This is a genomic window from Rathayibacter sp. VKM Ac-2805 (assembly GCF_009834265.1).
GTDB lineage: Bacteria > Actinomycetota > Actinomycetes > Actinomycetales > Microbacteriaceae > Rathayibacter.
In genome coordinates this window covers 1,250,668-1,273,012 of the sequence record NZ_CP047185.1, presented here as the reverse complement: position 1 = coordinate 1,273,012, position 22,345 = coordinate 1,250,668, and the positions used below count along the sequence as shown (strand labels likewise).

The following is a 22,345-nucleotide window of genomic DNA, read 5'->3' as shown; positions in this document are numbered from 1 at the left end:
CCGCGCCGCGGTCCGGGGCACGCGCCCCGCCGGGCGGGCGAGGGGCCGCCCGGGAGTCGCTGCGCGTCCCGGGCGGCCTCCCTCGGGAGGAGAGCAGGAGCGTCAGCTCCGGCGGAGGCGCCAGGCACCGACCGCGGCGGCGGCCAGCACGAGGACGACGCCCAGCCAGGCCGACCAGCCGACGCCCGCGTCGAACGCCGCGCTCGCCGACGCGACGAGGCTCGCCGCGGAGTCGGCGGGCAGCTCGCCCGCGACCGAGACGGCGCCGCCGAGGGTCTCTCCGGCCCGCTGCGCCTGCGCGGCGTCGAGGCCGTCGGGCAGCACGACTCCCCCGCGGTACACGGCGGTGAGGACCGTGCCGAGCGTCGCGGTGCCGAGGACGGCGCCGAGCTCGTAGGCGGTCTCGGAGACGGCGGAGGCGGCGCCGGCCTTGTCGGCGGGCGCGTTGGCCAGGATCAGCTCGTTCGACACCGTCTCGGCCGCGCCGATGCCGAGGCCGAGGAACGCGAAGGCGACGGCGACGGTGAGCGCGGACGCTCCTCCGGGGGCCCCGCTGCCGAGGGCCAGCAGGATGTAGCCGACGGCCGAGACCAGCAGTCCGGCCGGGACGACGAGGCGCGGAGCGACGCGGCGCGCGATCGGCACCACGCCGAGCCCGGCCAGGATCATCACGGCGAGGCCCGGCACGAGCACGAGGCCCGCCTCCAGGGGCGAGAGCCCGACCACGAGCTGCAGGTGCTGCGAGAGGAAGAAGAGCCCGCCGACCAGCGCGGTGACGCTGAGGAGGTTGACCACGATCGCCGCGCTGAACGAGCCGCGGCGGAAGAGCGAGAGGTCGAGCATCGGCGAGGCCCGGCGCTGCTGGCGGCGGACGAACAGCACTCCCGAGACGACGCCCACGACGAGCGCCGCGACGCCGACCGCGTCGATCCCGTGCTCGGCGAAGGACTTCACCGCGTAGACGACCGGCGCCATGGTCGCCAGGGACAGCAGGATGCTGACCACGTCGACCGGGCCGGGCTGCGGGTCGCGCGACTCCGGCACCAGGATCGGCACCAGGACGACCAGCGGGAGCAGCACGGGCACCGCGAGCAGGAACACCGACCCCCAGGGGAAGTGCTCGAGCAGCACGCCGCCGACCAGCGGGCCGATGCCCGAGCCCACGGCGAAGCCGGTCGCCCAGATCGCGATCGCCAGGCGGCGCTGGTCGCGGTTCGGGAAGACGCTGCGCAGGAGCGAGAGCGTCGAGGGCATCAGCATCGCGCCGAAGAAGCCCAGGGCCGCGCGGGCGCCGATGAGCGCCGCGGCGGTGGGAGCGAACGCGGCGACGACCGAGACGGCGGCGAAGCCGACCGCGCCGACCAGCAGGAGGCGCCGCCGCCCGACCCTGTCGCCGAGGCTGCCCATCGCCACCAGCAGGCCCGCGAGCACCAGCGGGTAGGCGTCGACGATCCACAGCAGCTCGGTGCCGGAGGGGCCCAGATCCTCGGCGATCGAGGGGAGCGCGAAGTTCAGCACCGTGTTGTCGACCGAGACCAGCAGCACCGGGAGCATCAGCACCGCGAGCGCCACCCAGGCGCGTCGCCCGACCCTGTCGGCGGCGCCGGCGGTGTCGTGGGTGGAGACGGGAGCGGTGCGCGCGGACACGGGGACGACCTTTCAGAGGAGAACGGAGAGAGTATACCGTCCAGCCGGTACAGTCGCCACTGATCAGCCGTAGGATGGTCGCCGTGCCTCCTGCCCCCGCCCGCGACCGCGTCCTCGACGCGTTCGAGCAGCTCCTCATCGAGCAGGGCGAGCGCGCCGCGACCCTCGATGCCGTCGCCCGCGAGGCCGGAGTCTCCAAGGGCGGGCTGCTCTACCACTTCCCCTCGAAGGACGCCCTCGTCGACGGGCTCCTGCAGCGCCTCGACGCGCGGCGGGAGGCGGACGTCGCGCAGAGCCTCGCCGCTCCCGAGGGCGTGGTCGCCTACCTGCTGCGCACCTCCTTCGCCGCCGACTCGGCCTTCGACCGCACGATCCTCGCCGTGTCGCGCATCGCGCAGGGGCACGACGAGCGCGCCAGCGGCGGCCTCGCGCGGATCCACGACAGCTGGAACGAGGTGGTCGCCGACGCCGTGGGCGACCCGCTCGTCGCCCGGGCGATCGTCCTGATGAGCGACGGGCTCTACTACAACTCCGCCCTGCTCCCCACGGGCTCGCAATCGCGCGGCGAGGCCGAGGACGTCCTCGCGGTCGTCCAGCGCCTCCTCGGGAGCTGAGCCGCGCCGCCCCGGCGGACCCGCTACAGCTCGACGACCCCGTCGATCAGGGTCACCGTCGCGCCGCCGATCCAGATCGCGCCGTCCGTGCTCTCGACGCGCACGCGCCCGGCTCGGCCCAGCGCCGCCCCCTGGGCGGCCGTGTAGCGCTCGGGCAGCACGCCGCTGCCGATCAGCCACTGGGCGATCCCCGCGTTGAGGCTCCCCGTCACCGGGTCCTCGGACACGCCGGCGTCGGGGATGAACGCCCGCACCTCGACCGCGCACTCGCCTCCCGCCGGATGCTCGCCCACGACGCCGACGGGGAGCCCGGCGAGGAGAGCCTGGTCCGGCCGCAGCGCGAGGACCTGCTCCGCCGACGCGAGCCGCACGGCCAGCCAGCCGGGACCGTTGTCGACCCACTCGTGATCGAGGATCTCCGCGCGCGGGATCCGCAGAGCCGCGGCCACCCGCTCGAGCGTCGCCTCGTCGACCGGTCCGGTCCGCCGGCGGGGCGGGGCGGCGAAGGCGATGCCCTCCTCCGTCACCCTCAGCCGGACGAGACCCGCGGCGCACTCCTGCACGAGCTCCCCCGCCGCGCGGGCCGTCCCTCCGGCCGCGAGCCAGGCGTGCGCGCTCCCGAGGGTCGGGTGCCCGGCGAAGGGCAGCTCCCCGCCCGGCGTGAAGATCCGCAGCCGGTAGTCGGCCGCGGGGTCGCTCGGGCGGAGGAGGAAGGTCGTCTCGGAGAGGTTCGTCCAGCGCGCGAACTCCGCCATCGCGGCGTCGCCCACGCCGTCGCCGTCGACGACGACCGCCACCGGGTTGCCCCGGAACGGCGCGGCGCCGAAGACGTCGACCTGAGCGAACCGCCGCGTGCTCACTGCTCGGTGATGTCGATCTCCTGCATGAGGTCGGCGTCGATCGCGACGCGGACCTTCTCGAGCAGGCCGTCCGGGGCGGGGGAGTCGATGGTGATCACCGAGAGCGCCTTGCCGCCCGCCTCGGTGCGCGCGATCTGCATGCCAGCGATGTTGACCGCGGCGTCGCCGAACTCGCGGCCGTAGACCGCGACGATCCCGGGGCGGTCGACGTAGCTCATGACGACGAGGTGCTTCGCGAGGGGGACCTCGACGTCGTAGCCGTTGATCGCCACGATCTTCTCGACCTGCTTGGTGCCGGTCAGCGTGCCCGAGACCGAGATCTGCGAGCCGTCCGAGAGCGCGCCGCGCAGCGTGATCACGTTGCGGTACTCGTCCGAGACCGGCTCCGTGATCAGGCGCACCTCGATGCCGCGCTGCTCCGCGAGCACCGGCGCGTTGACGTAGGACACCGTCTCCGAGACCACGTTGGTGAACACGCCTTTGAGAGCCGCCAGCTTGAGGACCTTCACGTCGTAGCCGGCGAGCTCGCCGCGCACCTCGACGTCGATGGAGGTGACCGGCGAGTCCGCGAGGCCCGAGAAGACCTGGCCGAGCTTCTCGACCAGCGGGATGCCGGGGCGCACGTACTCGTCGATCACGCCGCCGGCGACGTTCACGGCGTCCGGCACGAGCTCGCCCGAGAGCGCGAGGCGCACCGAGCGGGCGACCGAGACGCCGGCCTTCTCCTGCGCCTCGTCGGTCGAGGCCCCGAGGTGCGGAGTGACGACCACGTTCTCGAGGGCGAGCAGCGGCGATCCGGTCGGCGGCTCCTTGACGAACACGTCGAGTCCGGCGCCGGCGATGGTCTTCGCGACGAGCGCGCGGTGCAGCGCGTCCTCGTCGATGAGGCCGCCCCGGGCCACGTTCACGATGAACGCCGACGGCTTCATCAGCGCCAGCTGATCGTCCGAGATCATGCCGGTCGTCTCGGGGGTCCTCGGCATGTGGATCGTGATGAAGTCGCTCTCGGCCAGCAGCTCCTCCAGGGAGAGGAGCGTGACGCCGAGCTGCTGCGCGCGGGCGCTGGTCACGTAGGGGTCGTAGGCGACGACGTTCACGCCGAAGGCCTGCAGGCGCGCGGTGATCAGCGCGCCGATGCGGCCGAGGCCGATGATGCCGACGGTCTTCTCGTAGAGCTCGACGCCCGTGTACTTCGAGCGCTTCCAGAGGCCCTGCGCGAGCGCGCTGTGCGCGGCGGGGATGTGGCGGGCGAGGCTCAGGATGTGGCCGACGGTGAGCTCGGCGGCCGAGATGATGTTCGAGGTCGGCGCGTTCACGACCATGACGCCCGCAGCGGTCGCGGCGGTGATGTCGACGTTGTCCAGACCCACACCGGCGCGGGCGATCACCTGGAGCGAGGGGGCCGCGGCGATCGCCTCCGCGTCGACCTGCGTCGCGGAGCGCACGAGGATCGCGTGCGCCGTGGCGAGGGCCTCGAGCAGCGCCGGGCGGTCGGTGCCGTCCACGGAGCGGATCTCGAAGTCGGGACCGAGCGCGTCCACGGTGGCGGGCGAGAGTTCTTCGGCGATCAGGACGACCGGCTTTGTCACGAGAGGCGCTTCCTTCGGAGAGGGGACGGAGCGGGCACCGAGGCGGGGGCGTCGGCAGCCCCCCGACACTGTAGCGGAGGGGTGCGCGCGCCCCGCGCCGTGTGACGCCGCCGGTCAGCTCAGCGAGACCAGGCTCTCGACGCCGAGGACGAGCTGCACGTCGAGCGAGAGCGCCGCCGAGAGGCAGAGGGCCGCCGCGAGCAGTCCGACGCGCGCCGGGAGCCCCCGGCGGCGCCCGAGCAGGACGGCGGCGACGAAGCAGGCGACCGGCAGCACCAGGCCGAGCAGGAGCACCGCCCAGCCCGTCGGATTCAGATCGGTGCCGAGGGAGGCCGCGTAGCTGCGCAGGCCGATCAGGTTGCCGACCGCCTCCCAGACGTCCCAGGCGAAGAAGAGCGCGAACACCACGGCGGCGAGGACGGAGGCGGCCAGGCGCCGGCCGGGCCGGTCGCGCCGTCCGGTCCCGCCGAGGGTGGCCCGGGTCGAGTCGGTCATCAGGCCCCCTTCAGGAACGGCAGCGGAGCGAGGAGGACGAGTCCGGCGACCAGCCAGAGCACGCGGATGCGCACCCGGGCGTCGCGGGTGGCGAGGAGCGCCACGGCGAACCACACCGGCGGCGCCAGGACCGCCAGCCAGAGCCCGAGCGAGTAGAGGGCGCCGCCGAGCGCATCGCCCGCGAAGCCGGCCGCGGCGACCGGCGACTGCCGCGTCGCCGTGATCGCCCAGGCGATGGCGTACAGGAGGTAGAGGCCGGCCGCGATGCCCGCGGCGATCAGCAGAGCGGACGAGGACGCGGCCTCGTCGTCGGGGTCCTCGTCCTCGGAGTCGTCGTCGTCCGAGCCGTCGTCCGCCGCGCCCGCCCCCGCGACCGCGCGGGGCGTCCGGCGCACGCGCGTCGTCCCCGCGGCGAGAGTCGGGTCCGCGCCCTCGCCCGCCCACTCCAGGGCCTCGTCGTCGGCGTCGTCCTCCGGGCCGGCGTCCGGCCCGCGGTCCACCGGCGGGGTCGCCGCGTCGTCGTCCTCCGGGGAGCGGCCCGGTCCACCATCGATCACCGCAACACCCTAGCCGCGCGCACCTCGCAGGAGGCTCGGAGCCCGCCGCCGCCTCCCCGACACCCGGCGGACACCCCGCGTCCTCCCCCGGGGGCGAGGCTGAGCGGATGGACGACCGCCGCCGCCGCTTCGTCGCCCTCGGCGACTCCTTCACGGAGGGGGTCGGCGACCCGCACCCGCGCCTGCCGAACGGGGTGCGCGGCTGGGCCGACCGCGTCGCCGAGCGCCTGGCGAAGGCCGAGCCGGGCTGGGAGTACGCGAATCTCGCCGTCCGCTCGAAGCGCCTCGCCCAGATCACCGAGGACCAGCTCGCGCCCGCCCTCGCGCTCCGCCCCACCCTGATCACGCTGTACGCCGGCGGCAACGACATCCTCGACCTCGGCACCGACACCGTCGATCTGATCACCCGCTACGAGGCGCTCGTCGACGCGCTCGCGACCACCGGCGCCTCCCTCGTGCTCTTCACGGGCGTCGACATCCCGGGACTGCCCGCCCCGCGGATGTTCCTGCGCCGCAACCACCTCTACAACAGCGCCGTCCGCCGGATCGCCCGCGAGCGGGGCGCGATCCTCGTCGACTACTGGGCGATGCGGGAGTTCCACTCCCCCGTGCTCTGGTCGCCCGACCGGATGCACCTCTCCAAGCGCGGCCACCGCGTCCTGGCCGGCCGCGTGCTCGACACGCTCGGCGTGCCGCACACGATCTCGACCGGGCCGTGGGACGCACCGGAGCCGCTCCGCCTCCGCGCACGGCTGCGCGAGCAGCGCCGCTGGGCGGCCGACTGGGTCCTCCCCCTCGTCGGCCGCAAGCTGCGCCGGGTGACGCTCGGCGACCACCTCTCGCCCCGGTGGCCGGACCCCGTCCTCGTCCCGCCGAAGGGCGGTCTCCGCCGTCTCGTCCGCGAGCTCGAGCGGTAGGCGCGCCCCGGACGCGGAGGAGCCCCGGCCCGGCGAGGGGATCCCGGTGGACGGGTCCCTCGTCGGGCCGGGGCTCCCCCGGTCGACGCGGTGCGACTAGCGCGCGACGCTGCCGTCGGTGTAGTCCTCGTCGGTCTGCTTCCAGGCGAAGAGCTTGCGCAGCTCGCGGCCGGTCTCCTCGATCGGGTGCTTCTCGCCCTTCGCGCGCAGCTCCTGGAACTCGGGTCCGCCCGCGTCCTGGTCGCCGATGAAGCGCTTCGCGAAGGCGCCGCTCTGGATGTCGCCGAGGACGGCCTTCATGTTCTCCTTCACGCGCGGGTCGATGACGCGCGGGCCGGAGACGTAGTCGCCGTACTCGGCGGTGTCGGAGACGCTCCAGCGCTGCTTGGCGATGCCGCCCTCCCACATGAGGTCGACGATGAGCTTGAGCTCGTGCAGCACCTCGAAGTAGGCGATCTCGGGCTGGTAGCCGGCCTCGACGAGGGTCTCGAAGCCGTACTGGACGAGCTGCGAGGTGCCGCCGCAGAGCACGGCCTGCTCGCCGAACAGGTCGGTCTCGGTCTCCTCGGTGAAGGTGGTCTTGATGACGCCGGCGCGGGTGCCGCCGATGGCCTTCGCGTAGGACTTCGCGGTCTCCCAGGCGGTGCCGGTCGCGTCGTTCTCGACGGCGATGATGTCCGGGATGCCGCGGCCGGCGACGAACTCGCGGCGCACGGTGTGGCCGGGGGCCTTCGGCGCGATGAGGATGACGTCGACGCCCGCGGGCGCCTCGATGTAGCCGAAGCGGATGTTGAAGCCGTGCGCGAAGGCGAGGGTCTTGCCCTCGGTCAGCGCGGAGGCGATCTGCTCGCTGTAGATCGCGCGCTGGTGCTGGTCCGGCGCGAGGATCATGATCAGGTCGGCCCAGGCCGCGGCGTCGGCGACGCTCTTGACCTCGAAGCCGTCGTCCTCGGCCTTGGCGGTCGACTTCGACCCCTCCTTCAGCGCGATGACGACCTGGACGCCGGAGTCGCGGAGGTTCTGCGCGTGCGCGTGGCCCTGCGAGCCGTAGCCGACGATCGCGACCTTCTTGGACTGGATGATGGAGAGGTCGGCGTCGGCGTCGTAGATGAGCTCGGTCACGTGGTGAGTCCTTTTCTGTAGTGGAGAGTTCGCGGTCAGTTCTTGAAGACGCGCTCGGTGATCGACTTGGAGCCGCGCCCGATGGCGAGCAGGCCCGACTGCGCGATCTCCTTGATGCCGTAGGGCTCGATCACCCGCAGGAACGCGTTGGTCTTGCCGGTGTCGCCGGTGACCTCGATCACCAGGGCGTCCGTCGCGACGTCGACCACGCGGGCGCGGAAGAGCGTGACGGCCTCGAGCACCTGCGAGCGCGTGACGTTGTCGACGCGGACCTTGACGAGCAGGTGCTCGCGCTGGACCGACTGGTCGGTGTCGAGCTCGACGATCTTGATCACGTTGACGAGCTTGTTGAGCTGCTTCGTGACCTGCTCGAGCGGCAGGTCCTCGACGTCCACGGCGACCGTGATGCGCGAGAGCCCGGCCAGCTCGGTCGGACCGACCGCCAGCGACTCGATGTTGAAGCCGCGGCGGGCGAACAGCCCGGCGACACGGGTGAGCAGTCCCGGCTTGTCCTCGACGAGCAGGGAGAGAACGTGGTGCGTCATGCGGGTCTACTCCTCGTCGTCCCAGGTCGGGCTGTGGTCTCGGGCGTACTGGACGTAGCTGTTGGACACGCCCTGCGGGACCATCGGCCAGACCATGGAGTCGCGGCTGACGACGAAGTCGATGACCACGGGCCGGTCGTTGGTGGCGATGGCGAGACGGATGGCGTCGTCGATCTCCTCCGGCTTCGTGACGCGGATGCCGAGCGCGCCGTAGGCGTCGGCGAGCTTCACGAAGTCGGGCACCCGGACGGTGTCGTGACCCGTGTTGAGGTCGGTGTTGGAGTAGCGGCCCTCGTAGAACAGGGTCTGCCACTGGCGAACCATGCCGAGCGAGGAGTTGTTGATCACCGCGACCTTGATCGGGATGTCGTTGATCGTGCAGGTGGCGAGCTCCTGATTGGTCATCTGGAAGCAGCCGTCGCCGTCGATCGCCCACACGGTGCGCTCGGGCTCGCCGACCTTGGCGCCCATCGCCGCGGGCACGGAGTAGCCCATGGTGCCGGCGCCGCCGGAGTTCAGCCACGAGTTGGGGCGCTCGTACTTGATGAACTGCGCCGCCCACATCTGGTGCTGGCCGACGCCGGAGGCGAAGACGCCCTCGGGGCCGGTGATCTCGCCGATGCGCTTGATGACGTACTGCGGCGAGAGCAGGCCGTCGTTCGGCTCGGTGTAGCCGAGCGGGAACTCCGTCTGCAGGCCCTTGAGGTAGCTCCACCACTCGGAGGTGTCGGCGCGGCCGTCGGCGGAGGCCTTGGCGAACGCGTCGGTGAGGTCCGGGAGGACGTCCTTCAGGTCGCCCACGATCGGCACGTCGGCGGTGCGGATCTTGGAGATCTCGGCCGGGTCGATGTCGACGTGCACGACCTTGGCGTGGGGCGCGAAGAGCGCCGCCTTGCCGGTCACGCGGTCGTCGAAGCGCGAGCCCAGCGCGAGGATCAGGTCCGCCTCCTGCAGCGCGAGCACCGCGGGGACGGTGCCGTGCATGCCGGGCATGCCCAGGTGCTGCTCGTGCGAGTCCGGGAACGCTCCGCGCGCCATCAGCGTGGTCACCACGGGGGCGCCGCAGGCCTCGGCGAACGCCTTCAGCTCGACGGCCGCGCGGGCGCGGATGATGCCGCCGCCCACGTAGAGCACCGGCTTCCGCGACTCGACCAGCAGCTGGGCCGCGGCCTGGATCTGCTTGCCGTGGGCCTTCGTGACCGGACGGTAGCCGGGCAGGTCGATCTTCGGCGGCCAGAGGAACGGCGCCTGGTCCTGCTGCGCGTCCTTCGTGATGTCGACCAGCACGGGGCCGGGGCGGCCGGTGGTGGCGATCAGCGCAGCGGAGGCGAGGGCCGAGGGGATGTCCTCGGGACGCGTCACGAGGATGGAGTGCTTCGTGATCGGCATCGTGATGCCGACGATGTCCGCCTCCTGGAACGCGTCGGTCCCCATGAGCGTCGAGAACACCTGGCCGGTGATCGCGAGCATCGGGACCGAGTCCATGTAGGCGTCCGCGATCGCGGTGACCAGGTTGGTCGCTCCGGGGCCCGAGGTCGCGATGCAGACGCCGAGCCTGCCGGTCGCCGAGGCGTAGCCCTCGGCGGCGTGGCCGGCGCCCTGCTCGTGGCGGACCAGGATGTGCCGGATCTTCGAGGAGTCCATCAGCGGGTCGTAGACCGGGAGGATCGCGCCGCCGGGCAGGCCGAAGACGTCCTCGATCCCGATCATCTCGAGCGAGCGGACGACCGCCTGCGCTCCGGTGAGGACCTCGGCCGCGGGGGCGGCCCCGGGAGCGTGGGCGGGTCGGGGTGGCTGGGGCGTCGGTGCGGGCTGCACGGCGGACGGATCCGGAGTCATGCGGGTGTCGATTCCTTCAGGAGGTGGTGCGGCGGCGGGCAGAGCCGGAGGCGAGTGCCCGGGAACGCGAGTGCGCGGCCGGCCGGAGCGGGCCGGGTCACCCGGTGACGGCGCCCTCGGCTGCCGAGCGGACGAGCTTGGCGTACTTGGCGAGGACACCGCGGGTGTAGCGCGGAGGGAGAGGGGCCCAGCCTTCTCGGCGGGCGGCGAGCTCGGACTCGTCGACGAGTAGGTCGATCGAGCGAGCGGCGATGTCGACCCGAATCGGGTCTCCGTCGCGAACGAATGCGATGGGACCTGCGTCCACCGATTCGGGAGCTATGTGGCCGATGCACAGGCCGGTTGTGCCGCCTGAGAATCGTCCGTCCGTCAACAGTAGTACATCTTTTCCGAGCCCGGCCCCCTTGATGGCGGCCGTGATGGCGAGCATCTCGCGCATGCCGGGGCCGCCCTTGGGGCCCTCGTAGCGGATGACCACCACGTCGCCCTTCTCGATCCGGCCCTCGGTCAGAGCGTCCATCGCGGCGCGCTCGCGCTCGAACACGCGGGCCGGACCCTCGAAGACGGAGGCGTCGAAGCCGGCGGTCTTGACGACCGCGCCCTCGGGGGCGAGCGAGCCCTTGAGGATGGTGAGCCCGCCGGTCGCGTGGATCGGGTTGTCGAGGGTGCGGATGACCTCGCCGTCCAGCGGTGCGATGTCCATCGCGGCGAGGTTCTCGGCGACCGTCCTCCCGGTGACCGTCAGGCAGTCGCCGTGGAGCAGCCCGGCGTCCAGGAGCGCCTTCATCACGGCCGGGACGCCGCCGTGGCGGTCGACGTCGTTCATGACGTACTTGCCGAAGGGCTTGAGGTCGCCGATGTGCGGGATCGTGTCGCCGATGCGGTTGAAGTCGTCGATCGTGAGGTCGACCTCGGCCTCGTTGGCGATCGCGAGCAGGTGCAGGATGACGTTGGTCGACCCGCCGAAGGCCATCGCCACCGCGATCGCGTTCTCGAACGCCTTCTTGGTGAGGATGTCGCGGGCCGTGGTGCCGTTGCGCAGCAGCTCGACGACGGCCTCGCCGGACTTGCGGGCGAAGTAGTCGCGGCGGCGGTCGGCGGCGGCGGGCGAGGCGGAGCCGGGCAGGCTCATGCCGAGCGCCTCGGCCACGCTGGCCATGGTGTTGGCGGTGTACATGCCGCCGCAGGATCCCTCGCCCGGGGCGAAGGCGCACTCGATGCGCTTGGCGTCCTCCTCGGACATGATCCCGGCCTTGACGCCGCCGACGGCTTCGAAGGAGTCGATGATCGTGATGTCCTTCTCGGTGCCGTCCGAGAGCTTGACCCAGCCCGGGGCGATCGAGCCGGCGTAGACGAACACGGCGGCGAGGTCGAGGCGGGCCGCGGCCATCAGCATGCCGGGCAGCGACTTGTCGCAGCCGGCCAGCATGACGGTGCCGTCCAGGCGCTCGGCCATCATCACGGTCTCGACGGAGTCGGCGATGACCTCGCGGGAGACGAGCGAGAAGTGCATGCCCTCGTGGCCCATCGAGATGCCGTCCGAGACGGAGATGGTGCCGAACTGGAGCGGGTAGCCGCCGCCGGAGTGCACGCCCTCCTTCGCGGAGCGCGCGAGGCGCTCGAGCGAGAGGTTGCAGGGGGTGATCTCGTTCCACGAGGACGCGATGCCGATCTGGGGCTTCTCCCAGTCGTCATCGCCCATCCCGACCGCCCGCAGCATCCCGCGCGACGTCGTGGCCTCGATGCCGTCCGTGACGGTGCGCGAGCGGGGCTTCCAATCGATTTCCGGCATGCGATGAGGCTACCGCCTCGCGCGCAGTGCCCCTGCTCGCCGGGCGGACCCGGACCGGCCCGCGCACCCGTTCCTGCCCCGGCCTCCGGCAGCGGCACCGGATGCGGACGTCCCCGCGGATCTCCGACTCGTCGCGAACGGCCGCTCCCTGCGTCGGCGGACGGCCGTCCTCGGCGAGTCGGCGATCCGGGACCCGCCGGCGCTGACCGCCGGAAGGGGGCTGCTACTCCGCGCGCAGGTCGGCCAGCAGCCGGAGTGCGTGCGCGACCTGCTCGGGACCGCGGACCCGGTAGGAGGCCGCGGTGGTGCCCTCGCCGCTCTTGATGCCGACGTCGCCGGAGCCGAGGACCGCGAAGGCGTCCTCGTCCGTCACGTCGTCGCCCGCGTAGAGGACGGCGGTCGCGCCGGTGTAGCGGCGGAGGTGCTGCACGGCCTCGCCCTTGGTGGTCGAGCGGACCGAGAACTCCAGGACGTTCTTCCCCTCGCGGACGGTGACCCCCTGCACCTCGGCGCGCGCCTCGGAGAGGGCGACGACGTGGGCGACGCGGCTGTGGCGCTCGGTCGCGAGGCGGGTGTGCAGGGCGAAGCCGGCCGGCTTGTCCTCGATCCAGACGTTGTCGATCCCGCGGGCGATGCCCTTCAGGACGTCCTCGAGCACCCCCACCTTCTCGAGCTCGTCGTCGTCGAGCCGGACCGCGTCCTCCTCGGGGTCGAGGCGGATCTCGATGCCGTGGGAGCCGACCAGCAGCGCCTCGTCCGGCAGCTGCGAGACCTCCTCCAGGCTCCCGAGCGCCCGGCCGGAGACCAGCGCGACCCGGGTGCCGGGGAGGGCGAGGAGCCGCAGCACGGCCTCGCGCGCCTCGGGGAGCGCCCGCGCGCGGGCGGGGTCGTCGACCTCGGGCGCGAGGGTGCCGTCGAAGTCGAGGGCCACCAGGAGCCGTTCGGTCGCGGCGAGCTCCCGCAGCGCCGCCGCGAGCCGCTCGGGCACTCCTTCGCTCATCGCGCGCCGCCGTCGAGCTCGCGGTCGTCGGCGGCCTCCCGCTCGAGCTCGGCCGCCTGTCCGTGGGCCGCGTCGTCGCGGTGCTCGGCCTCCTGGCCGTGCGGCGCCTCCTGCCCGCGGGCGGCGGGCCGCACGTCGAGCTGCTGGCCGGCCGCGTGCTCCGCGAGAGCGGAGAGGAACGACTCGGACCAGCGCGCCACGTCGTTCTCGAGCACGCGGCGACGGAGCGCGCGCATGCGCCGGGTGCGCTCGACGCGCGGCATCCGCGCCGAGGCCTCCATCGCGTCCTTCAGCCCCGAGATGTCGTGCGGGTTCACCTGCACGGCCTGCTTGAGCTCGTCGGCCGCTCCGGCGAACTCGCTCAGCACGAGCACGCCGTCGTTGTCGAAGCGGGACGCGACGTACTCCTTCGCGACGAGGTTCATCCCGTCGCGCAGGGCCGTCACGAGCATGACGTCGGCGGCGAGGTAGAGCGCCACCATCTCCTCGCGCGGGTAGCCGTGATGGAGGTAGCTGATCGCCGGGTGCCCGAGCGTGCTGTAGTCGCCGTTGATCCGGCCGACCTGCAGCTCGATGTCGTCGCGCAGCTGCCGGTAGGTGTCCACGCGCTCGCGGCTCGGGCTCGCGACCTGCACCAGCACCGCGTCCTCGGAGGTGAGGCGGCCGTCCGCCAGGAGCTCGCCGAAGGCCTTCAGGCGGTGGCCGATCCCCTTGGTGTAGTCGAGCCGATCGACGCCGAGCATGATCGTCGCGGGGTTGCCCAGCTCGGCGCGGATCTCGGCGGCGCGGGCCTGGATCTCGGGGGTGCGCGCCATCGCCTCGAACGACGCGGAGTCGATCGAGATCGGGAAGTGCCGGGCGACGACCGGGCGCACGCTCGCCCCGCGCCGCGAGCGGTTGACGCGGCGGGTGCCGCCGACGGCCTCCTCCTCGACCGGGACCTCGACGACCGTGCTGCGGGTGTCGTAGCCCAGCAGGCGCCGGACCGCGCGGAGGAAGCTGCCCGCGTCTCCCTGGCGCTGGAAGCCGATCACGTCGGCGCCGAGCAGGCCCTCGACGATCTGCCGGCGCCACGGGAGCTGCGCGAAGATCCCGTAGGGCGGGAACGGGATGTGGTTGAAGAAGCCGATCGTGACGTCGGGCCGGAGCTCCCGCAGCATCTTGGGCACGAGCTGGAGCTGGTAGTCCTGGACCCAGACCACGCCGTCCTCCTCCGTCACGGCCGCGGCCGCCTCGGCGAAGCGCTGGTTGACCCGCACGTAGGCGTCCCACCAGTCGCGGTGGTAGGTCGGGGGCGCGATCACGTCGTGGTAGAGCGGCCACAGCGTGTCGTTCGAGAAGCCCTCGTAGTAGTCCTCGAGCTCCTGCGCGCTGAGGGCGACGGGGACGATCTGCACGCCGTTGTCGACGAACGGGGCGACCTCCTCGTCGGCCACGCCGGGCCAGCCGACCCAGGCGCCCTCGTTCGCGCGCATCACCGGCTCGAGCGCGGTGACCAGCCCGCCGGGTGAGGTCTTCCAGGAGGCGGTGCCGTCCTCGGCCACGACGCGGTCCACGGGGAGGCGGTTCGAGACGACCACGAACGCGTTGCGCTCGGTCCCTCCCGAGGTCCCGGCGTCGGTCCTGTCAGCGGCGGAGGAGGCGGAGGCGGAGTGCGGAGGAATGGTGGTCCCTTTTCGTCGGTCGAGCCGTCGTCGTGCTCGTCGAGGCTATCAGCCGGCCCCGCACGGGGGACGGGGGGGGTCAGCCCTGCACGAGGGCGAGGGCGAGCGTCGCTCCGCCCACCGTCGGGACGACCGCGACGAGCCCGAGGAGCGCGTACTGGCGCCACGAGACGTGCACGCCCAGCGCGGTCAGCCTCTGGTGCCAGAGCAGGGTGGCGAGCGAGGCCCACGGGGTGATCAGCGGTCCGGCGTTCACGCCGATCAGCAGGGCGACCAGGCGGAGCGGATCCGCCGCGACGGGCTCGAGGGCGAGGTAGGCGGGCAGGTTGTCGACCAGGTTGGAGGCGACCGCGCCGGAGCCGGCGAGGCGCAGCAGGTCGAGCGTCCCGCTCCCCTCCCCCGCGACCACGGCGAGCGCCGCGCCCAGCCCGAGCTGGTGCGCCGCCTCCATCGCCACGAAGAGGCCCGCCGCGAAGACGACGAGCTGCCACGGCAGGAGGGCGGGCGTGAGCGCCGCGGGACGGCGCACCGCGAAGAGGACGATCAGCGCGACCGCGGCGACCGTCGCCGGGATCCACACCTCGAGGCCCGAGACGAGCGCCGGCAGGAGCAGCGCCACGACGATCCCCGCGCCGACGAGCAGCACCCGGTCCTCCACCGGCGTCCGCTCCCCCGGGGTGTAGCGCCCGGCCAGCTCGCGCCGGTAGCGGATCGCGAGGATCAGCACGGGCACGACGGCCGCGACGAGCGCGGGCACCGCGGTCAGCGCGGCGAAGGCGAAGGGGCCCTCGACCCCCAGGCGCCGCTGCGCGAGCAGGTTGGTGAGGTTCGAGACGGGGAGGAGGAGGGAGGCGCAGTTCGCCAGCCAGACCGTGGCCATCGCGAACGGCAGGGGCGGGACGCGCACGTGCGCCGCGAGCAGGACCACGACCGGGGTCAGGAGCACGGCGGTCGTGTCGAGCGAGAGGAACACCGTGCTGACGACGGCCATCGCCACCACCAGCAGCCAGAGCACCGCGGTCCGCCCGCGGCCCCATTCGGCGGAGCGCTCGGCGACCACGGTGAAGACGCCGGCCTCGGAGGCCAGCTCGGCGACCACGGTCACCGCGACCACGAAGCCGAGGATCGGCGCCGTCCGCTCGACCAGCTCGCCCAGCGCGTCCATCGGGAGGACCCCCGTGACGACGGCCACCGCCCCGACGACGAGCAGCACCGCCCCGATCACAGCCGTGCGCATGTCGTTCCCGTTCTCCTCGGCGTGCCCCGGCTCGAGGATTCGGGTCCCGGCGGCGGTCCACCGTAGCGGGACAACCCCTCGGTGCTGTCAAGCGTTCCTCTGAGAGCTTTCGCACCCGCTAGCGTCGGGGTGAACACGGGAGGCACACGCATGCGCAAGTTCATCCTCAACTCCAGCGTCATCAGCGCGATCGTCGGCGGCTGGTCGATCCTGCAGACCACGCGCAAGGGCCCGCGCGACTGGCGCCTGGCCCTCCAGTGGGTCAGCTGGGCCATCTCGGTCACCGTCGCCCTGGGCTCCGTGTCCTACGACTCGAAGGAGATCGTCAAGGAGGAGCGCGGCAAGAAGCGCGACCGCTAGGCCCTCCTGACGCGCCGCCTCCCCGCGGGGCGGCGTGTCAGCCGGTCTCCCGACCCGGTGGCGGCGACACTGTTCCCAGTCGCTGCCGGCACGGGAAACGGGGTTCGTCATGAGGTTTCGTCTGAGGCGTCGCAAGGCGGCCCCCGAGGTCGTCGAGGCGGCCCCCGTCCTCACGCAGGACGAGCTCTTCGCCGTCGTCCACGAGCGCCTCGCGGCCTTCGTCGGATCCGAGGGCGCCTGGGTCGTCACGCGCCGCAGCCACGACGACCGCGACCCGATCTTCCACGGGATGCTCGCGCGCTCCCTCGCCCACGAGCTCTCCGCCGCCATCCAGGAGGAGCAGCTCCGCGCCGGCGCCGAGCGGACGTCGTCCCCGGTCACCGAGGCGATCCCCGTGATGCGCGCCTCCACTCCCCCGGTGGAGCCGGCCGCCCTCACCTGGGAGCCGAAGCCGATCGCCGTCTGGGCGGAGCCGGCCCCCGCCGACGTCGCCGTCGACACCCCCGTCGCGACCCGCTCCTGACCCGAGCGGTCGGCCGGCGGGCTCGCCCTCCGGCCGACCCGACGAGCGACGTCGCCCTTCCCGCTGATCGAGGAGGCGGCGCGGCCGCCGTCTCGAGATCCCCCGCGGCCGCCCCTCCCCCGGCCGCCCGTCAGAGCGTCGGCCAGCTCCCGGGTCCCTCGCTGCCCGCCGGGTACTCGTCGAGCGGCACCCGGTCCGCGTGCCAGGCGTCGATCGCGGGCTGCACGATGCGCCAGCACTCCTCGGCGGCGTCCCCGCGGACCGAGAGCGACGGGTCGTCGTCGAGGATCCCCGAGATGACCTCGCCGTACGCCAGCAGCTCGCCCGCGCCGAAGGTCGCCTCCAGCGAGGCGCGCTCGAGCGTGTACGGGTCGCCGGGGCCGTTGATGTTCAGCTCGAGCGACATCTGGTCGGGCGCGAGGAACAGCCGCAGCACGGACGGCGCCTCGGTGCCCACGAAGCCGCGGGGCAGGTGCGGCACCGGCTTGAAGCGGATGACCACTTCGCGCCGCCGCTCCCCGAGCGCCTTGCCGGAGCGGAGGGTGAACGGCACGCCTGCCCAGCGCCAGGTGTCGATCTCGACGACCAGCTCGGCCAGCGTCTCGGTCCGGCGAGCGGGGTCCACGCCCTTCTCGTCCGCGTAGGCGGGCAGCTCGCGTCCGTCGATCGTCCCCGCCGTGTAGCGGGCGCGGCGCGAGCTCGCGGCGGGGTCGTCGCCGTGCAGGCGGGTGGCGCGCAGGACGATCGACTTCGCGTCCCGGAGGTCGGCCGCGTCGAGCGAGGACGGCGGCTCCATCGCGATCACCGCGAGGACCTGCAGCAGGTGGCTCTGGATCATGTCGGTCAGCGCGCCCGCGCCGTCGTAGTAGCTCGCCCGCCCCTCGAGGGCCAGCTGCTCGTCGTAGACGATCTCGACGCTCTCGATGTGCTCGGCCGACCACAGCGGCTCGAGGATCCGGTTCGCGAAGCGCAGGCCGAGCACGTTCATCACGGTCGCGCGGCCGAGGAAGTGGTCGACGCGGTGGATGCGGTCCTCGGGGACCAGCGCGGCGAGGCGCTGGTTGAGGGCGTGCGCGCTCGCCTCGTCGGTCCCGAACGGCTTCTCCAGCGCCAGCACGGTGCCCTCCGGCAGGTCGTGGGCGGCGAGCGCCTCGCAGGCCTTCGCCGCGATCGCCGGCGGGAGGGCGAAGTAGACCGCCACCGGACCGGCGCAGCTCGCGAGCAGTGCGGCGAGCGCCTCCGGATCGGTGACGTCGACCTGCTGGTAGCGCGTGCGGGAGGTGAGCGCGTCCACGCCCTCGCCCTGCGCCTCGACGGTGGCGAAGGAGGCGGTCAGCACCTCGTGCCAGTGCTCCTGGGTCCAGTCCTCGCGTCCCGCGCCGACGAGGTGGACCCGCCGGTCGGTCTCGCGGGTCAGCAGCTGGCCGACGGCGGGGAGGAGGAGCCGCGAGGACAGGTCCCCCGTCGCTCCGAGGATGAGCAGGGTCGAGACGGTCTGTGCCATGCGGCTCACCCTACGGCGGCGCTGAAGAGCCCCGCTCCGCCTTGACTGGGAGGCCACAGCCGCACCTGAGAGGATCGCCGCATGGTCTCCCCGATCGAGGACTACGCCGTCCTCTCCGACTGCCGCACGGCCGCTCTCGTCTCCCGCGACGGGGGGATCGACTGGCTGTGCCTGCCGCGCTTCGACTCCGCCTCCGTCTTCGGCGCCCTCCTCGGCGGCGACGACCAGGGGCGCTGGTCGCTCCGGCCGGTGGACGGGGAGGCGACGAGCGAGCGCCACTACCTCGGCGACACGCTCGCGCTGGTCACCCGGTGGACGACGCCCACCGGCGTCGTCGAGGTGGTCGACGTGATGCCGCTGCGCGACGAGCGCGCCGAGCTGGTGCGCCGGGTGCGCGGAGTGTCGGGGACCGTCCGGATGCGGCAGGAGCTGCGCATCCGCTTCGACTACGCCCGCACCGTGCCGTGGGTGCGGCAGGAGGGGACGGACGAGGATCCGCTGCTCGTCGCCGTCGCCGGGCCCGACGCGGTCGTGGTGCGCGGAGTGCGGTTGAAGGCCGTCGACCACGCCCACGCGGCGGAGTTCGACGTCGACGCGGACGCGGTCGTCGACCTCTCGATGGCGTGGTTCCCCTCGCACCAGCGGGCGCCGAAGCGCCTCGACGTCGACCGCGCGCTGGAGCGCACGCTCTCCTGGTGGTCCGAGTGGGCGTCGGCGATCGACTACGACGGGCCGCACCGCGACGCCGTCGTCCGCTCGCTGCTCACCCTCCGCGCCCTGACCGACGACGAGACCGGCGGCATCGTCGCGGCGGCGACCACCTCGCTCCCGGAGCAGTTCGGCGGCGCCCGCAACTGGGACTACCGCTACGTCTGGCTCCGCGACGCCTCGCTCACCCTGCAGGCCCTGCTCGCGCACGGGTTCGAACAGGAGGCGCAGAAGTGGCGGGCCTGGCTGCTCCGCGCGGTCGCGGGCGCGCCGGAGGACGTGCAGATCATGTACGGCCTCGCCGGCGAGCGCGACCTGCCCGAGCGGGAGATGCCGAGCCTGCCCGGCTACGACGGCGCCTCCCCCGTGCGGATCGGGAACGCCGCCGTCGACCAGTACCAGGCGGACGTGATCGGCGAGGTGATGGTCGCTCTGCACGAGGCCCGCGTGGCCGGAGTGGACGAGACGGAGTTCTCCTGGCCGCTCCAGCGCGCGCTCCTGGGCTTCGTCGAGACCAACTGGCAGCGGCCGGACAACGGCATCTGGGAGATCCGGGGCGAGCCGCGGCACTTCACGCACTCGCGGGTCATGATCTGGGCCGCGCTCGATCGGGGCGTCCGCGCCGTGCGCGAGAACGGCCTGCCCGGTCCGGTCGAGACCTGGGAGCGCCTCCGCGACGAGGTGCGCGCCGAGATCGAGGCCCAGGGCTTCGACGCCGAGCGCGGCCACTTCGTGCAGTTCTACGGCTCGCCCGAGGTCGACGCGTCGCTCCTCGTGCTGCCGATGGTCGGCTTCGTCCCCGCCGACGACCCGCGGATGCTGGGCACCGTCGCCGAGCTGGAGCGCGTGCTCCTGCAGGACGGCCTGCTGCACCGCTATCGGACCGAGTCCTCGGTCGACGGCCTCGCCGGCGGCGAGCACCCGTTCCTCGCCTGCTCCTTCTGGCTCGTCCGGCAGTACGCCGACTCCGGCCGGATCGACGACGCGCGGACCCTGATGGACCGGCTCGTCGGGCTCTGCAACGACGTGGGCCTCCTCTCGGAGGAGTACGACGTCGAGGGCCGCCGGCACGCGGGGAACACTCCCCAGGCCCTCTCCCACCTCGCCCTGGTGCAGGCGGCCGACGCGATCGCGGCAGCCCGATGAGGCGCCGCCGCGTCGTTCTCGCGACCATCGGCGGAGTCCTCGGAGTCGCGGTCCTCGGCTTCCTCACCTGGAGCTCGATCGTCAGCGGCCCCGACGAGGACGCCCTCGCCCGCGTGCGCGCCGATCCGGCGATCGCGGTCCAGCGCACGGACGACGCGCTCGTGATGACGCCGACCTCGACCGGCGAGCTGGCCGGCACGGGCCTGGTCTTCATCCCCGGAGCGAAGGTCGACGCCTCCTCCTACGAGGCGACCCTGGCTCCGCTGGTCGACGCCGGGGCGACCGTCGTGATCACGCGGCCGATCCTGCACCTGGCCTTCTTCGACCTCCGCTCGCTCGAGACCTTCACCAGCCAGGCCGAGGGCGTCGACCGCTGGCTCGTCGGCGGCCACTCCCTCGGCGGCGTGAAGGCCTGCCAGTGGGCCGAGGCCCCGGCCGTGGCGGGCCTGGTGCTGCTCGGCAGCTACTGCGCGAACGACCTCTCGGGCTCCGGGCTCCCCGTCCTCAGTGTCAGCGGATCGGAGGACGGGCTCAGCACGCCGGAGAAGGTCGCCGACGCGAGCGTCCGGCTGCCCTCCTCCGCCGACCTCGTCGAGATCGACGGCGCCAACCACGCCGACTTCGGCTGGTACGGGCCGCAGGCGGGCGACGGCGAGGCGACCATCAGCCACGAGGAGGCGGACGCCCGCATCGCCGAGGCCCTCCTGGGCTTCGGCCGCGAGGTCGGCTGAGTCGCCCGCTCCCGCTTGACCTCGAGCGCACTCGAAGTCGTAGGTTGACGCCATGTCCACCGCCACCGCCGCCCCGGCCGAGCCGGAGGTGCTGTCGATCTCGCAGGTCGCCGCCGTCACCGGTCTCACCGTGCACACCCTGCGCTACTACGAGCGCGCCGGGCTCATGCTCGACCCGGTCGAGCGCGCCTCGTCGCAGCACCGCCGCTACCGGCCGGCCGACGTCGGCTGGGTCGACTTCCTCACCAAGCTCCGCGCGACCGGGATGCCGATCGCGCGGATCCGCGAGTACGCCCGGCTCCTCCGGATCGGGCCCGCCACGGAGCCGGAGCGCCTCGCGCTGCTCCGGACGCACCGCGAGGAGGTCGAGGCGCAGCTCGCCCGGACACACGCCAGCCTCGCCGCGATCGACATCAAGATCGCGGCGTACCAGGAGAGGACCACCCACTGATGAAGACGATCACCCTCGGATCCGACGTCGCTGCTCTCGAGGTCTCGCGCCTCGGTCTCGGCGCGATGGGCATGTCGGCGTTCTACACCGGCGCCGGCACCGACGACGCGGAGTCGATCCGCACCGTGCACCGCGCCCTCGATCTCGGCGTCACGTTCCTCGACACCGCCGAGATCTACGGCCCGTACACCAACGAGGAACTGCTCGGCCGCGCGCTGGCCGGCCACCGCGACGAGGTCGTGCTGGCGAGCAAGTTCGGCATGATCCGCCACCGAGGCGATGGGGGCCGCGGACTCGACGGCTCCCCGGAGAACCTGCGGCTCGCCGTCGAGGGCTCGCTCGCGCGCCTCGGGACCGACCGCATCGACCTCTACTACCAGCACCGCATGGACCCGGGCGTCCCGGTCGAGGAGACCGCCGGGGCCTTCGCGGAGCTGATCCAGGAGGGCAAGCTCCGCGGCTACGGCCTCTCGGAGGCGGCGCCCGCGACGATCCGGCGCGCTCACTCCGTGCACCCGGTCACCGCTGTGCAGTCCGAGTACTCGCTCTGGACCCGCGACCCCGAGGCGGAGGTGCTGCCGGTCCTCCGCGAGCTCGGCATCGGCTTCGTCCCGTACTCGCCGCTGGGCCGCGGCTTCCTCACGGGCAGCATCCGCTCGGTCGCCGAGCTGGGCAGCGACGACTTCCGCCGCGACAACCCCCGCTTCGCCGACGGAGCGCTGGAGGCGAACCTCCGCATCGTGGAGGCCGTCGACCGTGTGGCGGCAGAGGCGGACGCGACCGCCGCGCAGGTGGCGCTCGCCTGGCTGCTCGCCCAGGGCGAGGACATCGCTCCGATCCCGGGCACCAAGCGCGTCTCGCGCATCGAGGAGAACGCGGCCGCGGACGCCCTCGTGCTGACCGCGGAGCAGCTCGACGTCCTCGGCGCGCTCGAGGCCCCCGTCGGCGACCGCTACGCCGACATGAGCTCCGTGAACCGCTAGGCACCCCGCTCCGACCCCCGCGAGATGCCACCTGTGACGCCCGCGCTCGGCGTGTCGCCGT

Annotated in this window: 21 protein-coding genes; 8 read left to right on the top strand and 13 right to left on the bottom strand. The window is 73.1% G+C overall.

The window, feature by feature from the left end; genetic code table 11:
* Window positions 1-102 precede the first annotated feature (102 nt).
* Window positions 103-1,647 (bottom strand): MFS transporter, encoded by a 1,545-nt coding sequence (locus GSU40_RS05885; RefSeq protein ID WP_244229613.1) that lies wholly within the window; start codon window positions 1,645-1,647, stop codon window positions 103-105.
* 74 nt (window positions 1,648-1,721) lie between these two features.
* On the opposite strand from GSU40_RS05885, the gene GSU40_RS05880 reads away from it, so the two are divergent.
* Window positions 1,722-2,261, top strand: coding sequence for a TetR/AcrR family transcriptional regulator (locus GSU40_RS05880; RefSeq protein WP_208543367.1), 540 nt, complete (start codon window positions 1,722-1,724; stop codon window positions 2,259-2,261).
* A gap of 23 nt (window positions 2,262-2,284) precedes the next feature.
* Here GSU40_RS05880 and GSU40_RS05875 read toward each other — a convergent pair whose 3' ends face one another.
* From GSU40_RS05875 to GSU40_RS05860, 4 genes are all read right to left on the bottom strand, one after another.
* A complete protein-coding gene (locus GSU40_RS05875; RefSeq protein ID WP_104268716.1) occupies window positions 2,285-3,121 on the bottom strand; it encodes a PhzF family phenazine biosynthesis protein in 837 nt (278 codons plus the stop codon).
* Window positions 3,118-4,710, bottom strand: coding sequence for a phosphoglycerate dehydrogenase (gene serA / locus GSU40_RS05870; protein WP_104223535.1), 1,593 nt, complete (start codon window positions 4,708-4,710; stop codon window positions 3,118-3,120). The genes GSU40_RS05875 and serA overlap by 4 nt, the downstream gene beginning before the upstream one ends.
* A gap of 114 nt (window positions 4,711-4,824) precedes the next feature.
* The gene (locus GSU40_RS05865) at window positions 4,825-5,205 is read right to left on the bottom strand and encodes a hypothetical protein (protein WP_104272734.1); all 381 of its coding nucleotides are present in this window, start codon (window positions 5,203-5,205) and stop codon (window positions 4,825-4,827) included.
* Window positions 5,205-5,762: a hypothetical protein gene (locus GSU40_RS05860; protein ID WP_160034058.1), complete on the bottom strand. Its 558-nt coding sequence runs from the start codon at window positions 5,760-5,762 to the stop codon at window positions 5,205-5,207. The genes GSU40_RS05865 and GSU40_RS05860 overlap by 1 nt, the downstream gene beginning before the upstream one ends.
* A 107-nt stretch (window positions 5,763-5,869) precedes the next feature.
* Here GSU40_RS05860 and GSU40_RS05855 point away from each other — a divergent pair, with 107 nt between their 5' ends.
* Entirely contained in the window at window positions 5,870-6,679 is an 810-nt protein-coding gene (locus GSU40_RS05855) for an SGNH/GDSL hydrolase family protein (protein WP_104223538.1), read from the top strand.
* 96 nt (window positions 6,680-6,775) lie between these two features.
* Here the strand turns inward: GSU40_RS05855 and ilvC are convergent, their stop codons facing one another.
* The 7 genes from ilvC to GSU40_RS05820 all read right to left on the bottom strand — a co-directional run bounded on the left by ilvC (window position 6,776) and on the right by GSU40_RS05820 (window position 15,878).
* Entirely contained in the window at window positions 6,776-7,801 is a 1,026-nt protein-coding gene (ilvC, locus tag GSU40_RS05850; RefSeq protein WP_104223539.1) for a ketol-acid reductoisomerase, read from the bottom strand.
* Window positions 7,802-7,836: 35 nt separating this feature from the next.
* Entirely contained in the window at window positions 7,837-8,346 is a 510-nt protein-coding gene (gene ilvN, locus GSU40_RS05845; protein ID WP_104223540.1) for an acetolactate synthase small subunit, read from the bottom strand.
* A 6-nt stretch (window positions 8,347-8,352) separates the two neighbouring features.
* Window positions 8,353-10,185, bottom strand: coding sequence for an acetolactate synthase large subunit (locus GSU40_RS05840; RefSeq protein ID WP_160034057.1), 1,833 nt, complete (start codon window positions 10,183-10,185; stop codon window positions 8,353-8,355).
* A gap of 97 nt (window positions 10,186-10,282) precedes the next feature.
* Window positions 10,283-11,977, bottom strand: coding sequence for a dihydroxy-acid dehydratase (gene ilvD / locus GSU40_RS05835; protein WP_104250142.1), 1,695 nt, complete (start codon window positions 11,975-11,977; stop codon window positions 10,283-10,285).
* 223 nt (window positions 11,978-12,200) lie between these two features.
* The gene (gene otsB / locus GSU40_RS05830; protein ID WP_104262689.1) at window positions 12,201-12,977 is read right to left on the bottom strand and encodes a trehalose-phosphatase; all 777 of its coding nucleotides are present in this window, start codon (window positions 12,975-12,977) and stop codon (window positions 12,201-12,203) included.
* Window positions 12,974-14,557, bottom strand: coding sequence for a trehalose-6-phosphate synthase (locus GSU40_RS05825; protein ID WP_104250140.1), 1,584 nt, complete (start codon window positions 14,555-14,557; stop codon window positions 12,974-12,976). The genes otsB and GSU40_RS05825 overlap by 4 nt, the downstream gene beginning before the upstream one ends.
* 163 nt (window positions 14,558-14,720) lie before the next feature.
* Window positions 14,721-15,878 (bottom strand): SLC13 family permease, encoded by a 1,158-nt coding sequence (locus GSU40_RS05820; protein ID WP_104226243.1) that lies wholly within the window; start codon window positions 15,876-15,878, stop codon window positions 14,721-14,723.
* Window positions 15,879-16,028: 150 nt separating this feature from the next.
* Here GSU40_RS05820 and GSU40_RS05815 point away from each other — a divergent pair, with 150 nt between their 5' ends.
* On the top strand, window positions 16,029-16,238 hold the full coding sequence (locus GSU40_RS05815) for a hypothetical protein (protein WP_104223546.1): 210 nt from the start codon (window positions 16,029-16,031) through the stop codon (window positions 16,236-16,238).
* Window positions 16,239-16,347: 109 nt separating this feature from the next.
* Window positions 16,348-16,761, top strand: a complete 414-nt coding sequence (locus tag GSU40_RS05810; RefSeq protein WP_104233213.1) for a hypothetical protein — start codon at window positions 16,348-16,350, stop codon at window positions 16,759-16,761.
* A gap of 130 nt (window positions 16,762-16,891) precedes the next feature.
* Here the strand turns inward: GSU40_RS05810 and GSU40_RS05805 are convergent, their stop codons facing one another.
* Window positions 16,892-18,265 carry a glucose-6-phosphate dehydrogenase gene (locus GSU40_RS05805; RefSeq protein ID WP_208543366.1) on the bottom strand — a complete coding sequence of 458 codons (1,374 nt, stop codon included), beginning with the start codon at window positions 18,263-18,265 and terminating at the stop codon, window positions 16,892-16,894.
* Between the two features lie 81 nt (window positions 18,266-18,346).
* Here GSU40_RS05805 and GSU40_RS05800 point away from each other — a divergent pair, with 81 nt between their 5' ends.
* Genes GSU40_RS05800 through GSU40_RS05785 form a run of 4 tightly spaced genes read left to right on the top strand, consistent with a single transcriptional unit; the run spans window position 18,347 to window position 22,284 of the window.
* Window positions 18,347-20,119 carry a glycoside hydrolase family 15 protein gene (locus tag GSU40_RS05800; protein WP_160034055.1) on the top strand — a complete coding sequence of 591 codons (1,773 nt, stop codon included), beginning with the start codon at window positions 18,347-18,349 and terminating at the stop codon, window positions 20,117-20,119.
* Window positions 20,116-20,850 (top strand): alpha/beta hydrolase, encoded by a 735-nt coding sequence (locus GSU40_RS05795; RefSeq protein WP_160034054.1) that lies wholly within the window; start codon window positions 20,116-20,118, stop codon window positions 20,848-20,850. The genes GSU40_RS05800 and GSU40_RS05795 overlap by 4 nt, the downstream gene beginning before the upstream one ends.
* 52 nt (window positions 20,851-20,902) lie before the next feature.
* Window positions 20,903-21,301: a MerR family transcriptional regulator gene (locus GSU40_RS05790; protein ID WP_104223551.1), complete on the top strand. Its 399-nt coding sequence runs from the start codon at window positions 20,903-20,905 to the stop codon at window positions 21,299-21,301.
* Window positions 21,301-22,284 carry an aldo/keto reductase gene (locus GSU40_RS05785; protein ID WP_160034053.1) on the top strand — a complete coding sequence of 328 codons (984 nt, stop codon included), beginning with the start codon at window positions 21,301-21,303 and terminating at the stop codon, window positions 22,282-22,284. The genes GSU40_RS05790 and GSU40_RS05785 overlap by 1 nt, the downstream gene beginning before the upstream one ends.
* Window positions 22,285-22,345: the final 61 nt, after the last annotated feature.

Excerpts from the sequence above, each read along its gene's own strand:
- GSU40_RS05880 (WP_208543367.1), top strand. The coding sequence starts at position 1,722 with ATGGTCGCCGTGCCTCCTGCCCCCGCCCGCGACCGCGTCCTCGACGCG.
- GSU40_RS05865 (WP_104272734.1), bottom strand. The coding sequence starts at position 5,205 with ATGACCGACTCGACCCGGGCCACCCTCGGCGGGACCGGACGGCGCGAC.
- GSU40_RS05855 (WP_104223538.1), top strand. The coding sequence starts at position 5,870 with ATGGACGACCGCCGCCGCCGCTTCGTCGCCCTCGGCGACTCCTTCACG.
- ilvN (WP_104223540.1), bottom strand. The coding sequence starts at position 8,346 with ATGACGCACCACGTTCTCTCCCTGCTCGTCGAGGACAAGCCGGGACTG.
- GSU40_RS05840 (WP_160034057.1), bottom strand. The coding sequence starts at position 10,185 with ATGACTCCGGATCCGTCCGCCGTGCAGCCCGCACCGACGCCCCAGCCA.
- ilvD (WP_104250142.1), bottom strand. The coding sequence starts at position 11,977 with ATGCCGGAAATCGATTGGAAGCCCCGCTCGCGCACCGTCACGGACGGC.
- otsB (WP_104262689.1), bottom strand. The coding sequence starts at position 12,977 with ATGAGCGAAGGAGTGCCCGAGCGGCTCGCGGCGGCGCTGCGGGAGCTC.
- GSU40_RS05820 (WP_104226243.1), bottom strand. The coding sequence starts at position 15,878 with ATGCGCACGGCTGTGATCGGGGCGGTGCTGCTCGTCGTCGGGGCGGTG.
- GSU40_RS05815 (WP_104223546.1), top strand. The coding sequence starts at position 16,029 with ATGCGCAAGTTCATCCTCAACTCCAGCGTCATCAGCGCGATCGTCGGC.
- GSU40_RS05810 (WP_104233213.1), top strand. The coding sequence starts at position 16,348 with ATGAGGTTTCGTCTGAGGCGTCGCAAGGCGGCCCCCGAGGTCGTCGAG.
- GSU40_RS05805 (WP_208543366.1), bottom strand. The coding sequence starts at position 18,265 with ATGGCACAGACCGTCTCGACCCTGCTCATCCTCGGAGCGACGGGGGAC.
- GSU40_RS05800 (WP_160034055.1), top strand. The coding sequence starts at position 18,347 with ATGGTCTCCCCGATCGAGGACTACGCCGTCCTCTCCGACTGCCGCACG.
- GSU40_RS05795 (WP_160034054.1), top strand. The coding sequence starts at position 20,116 with ATGAGGCGCCGCCGCGTCGTTCTCGCGACCATCGGCGGAGTCCTCGGA.
- GSU40_RS05790 (WP_104223551.1), top strand. The coding sequence starts at position 20,903 with ATGTCCACCGCCACCGCCGCCCCGGCCGAGCCGGAGGTGCTGTCGATC.
- GSU40_RS05785 (WP_160034053.1), top strand. The coding sequence starts at position 21,301 with ATGAAGACGATCACCCTCGGATCCGACGTCGCTGCTCTCGAGGTCTCG.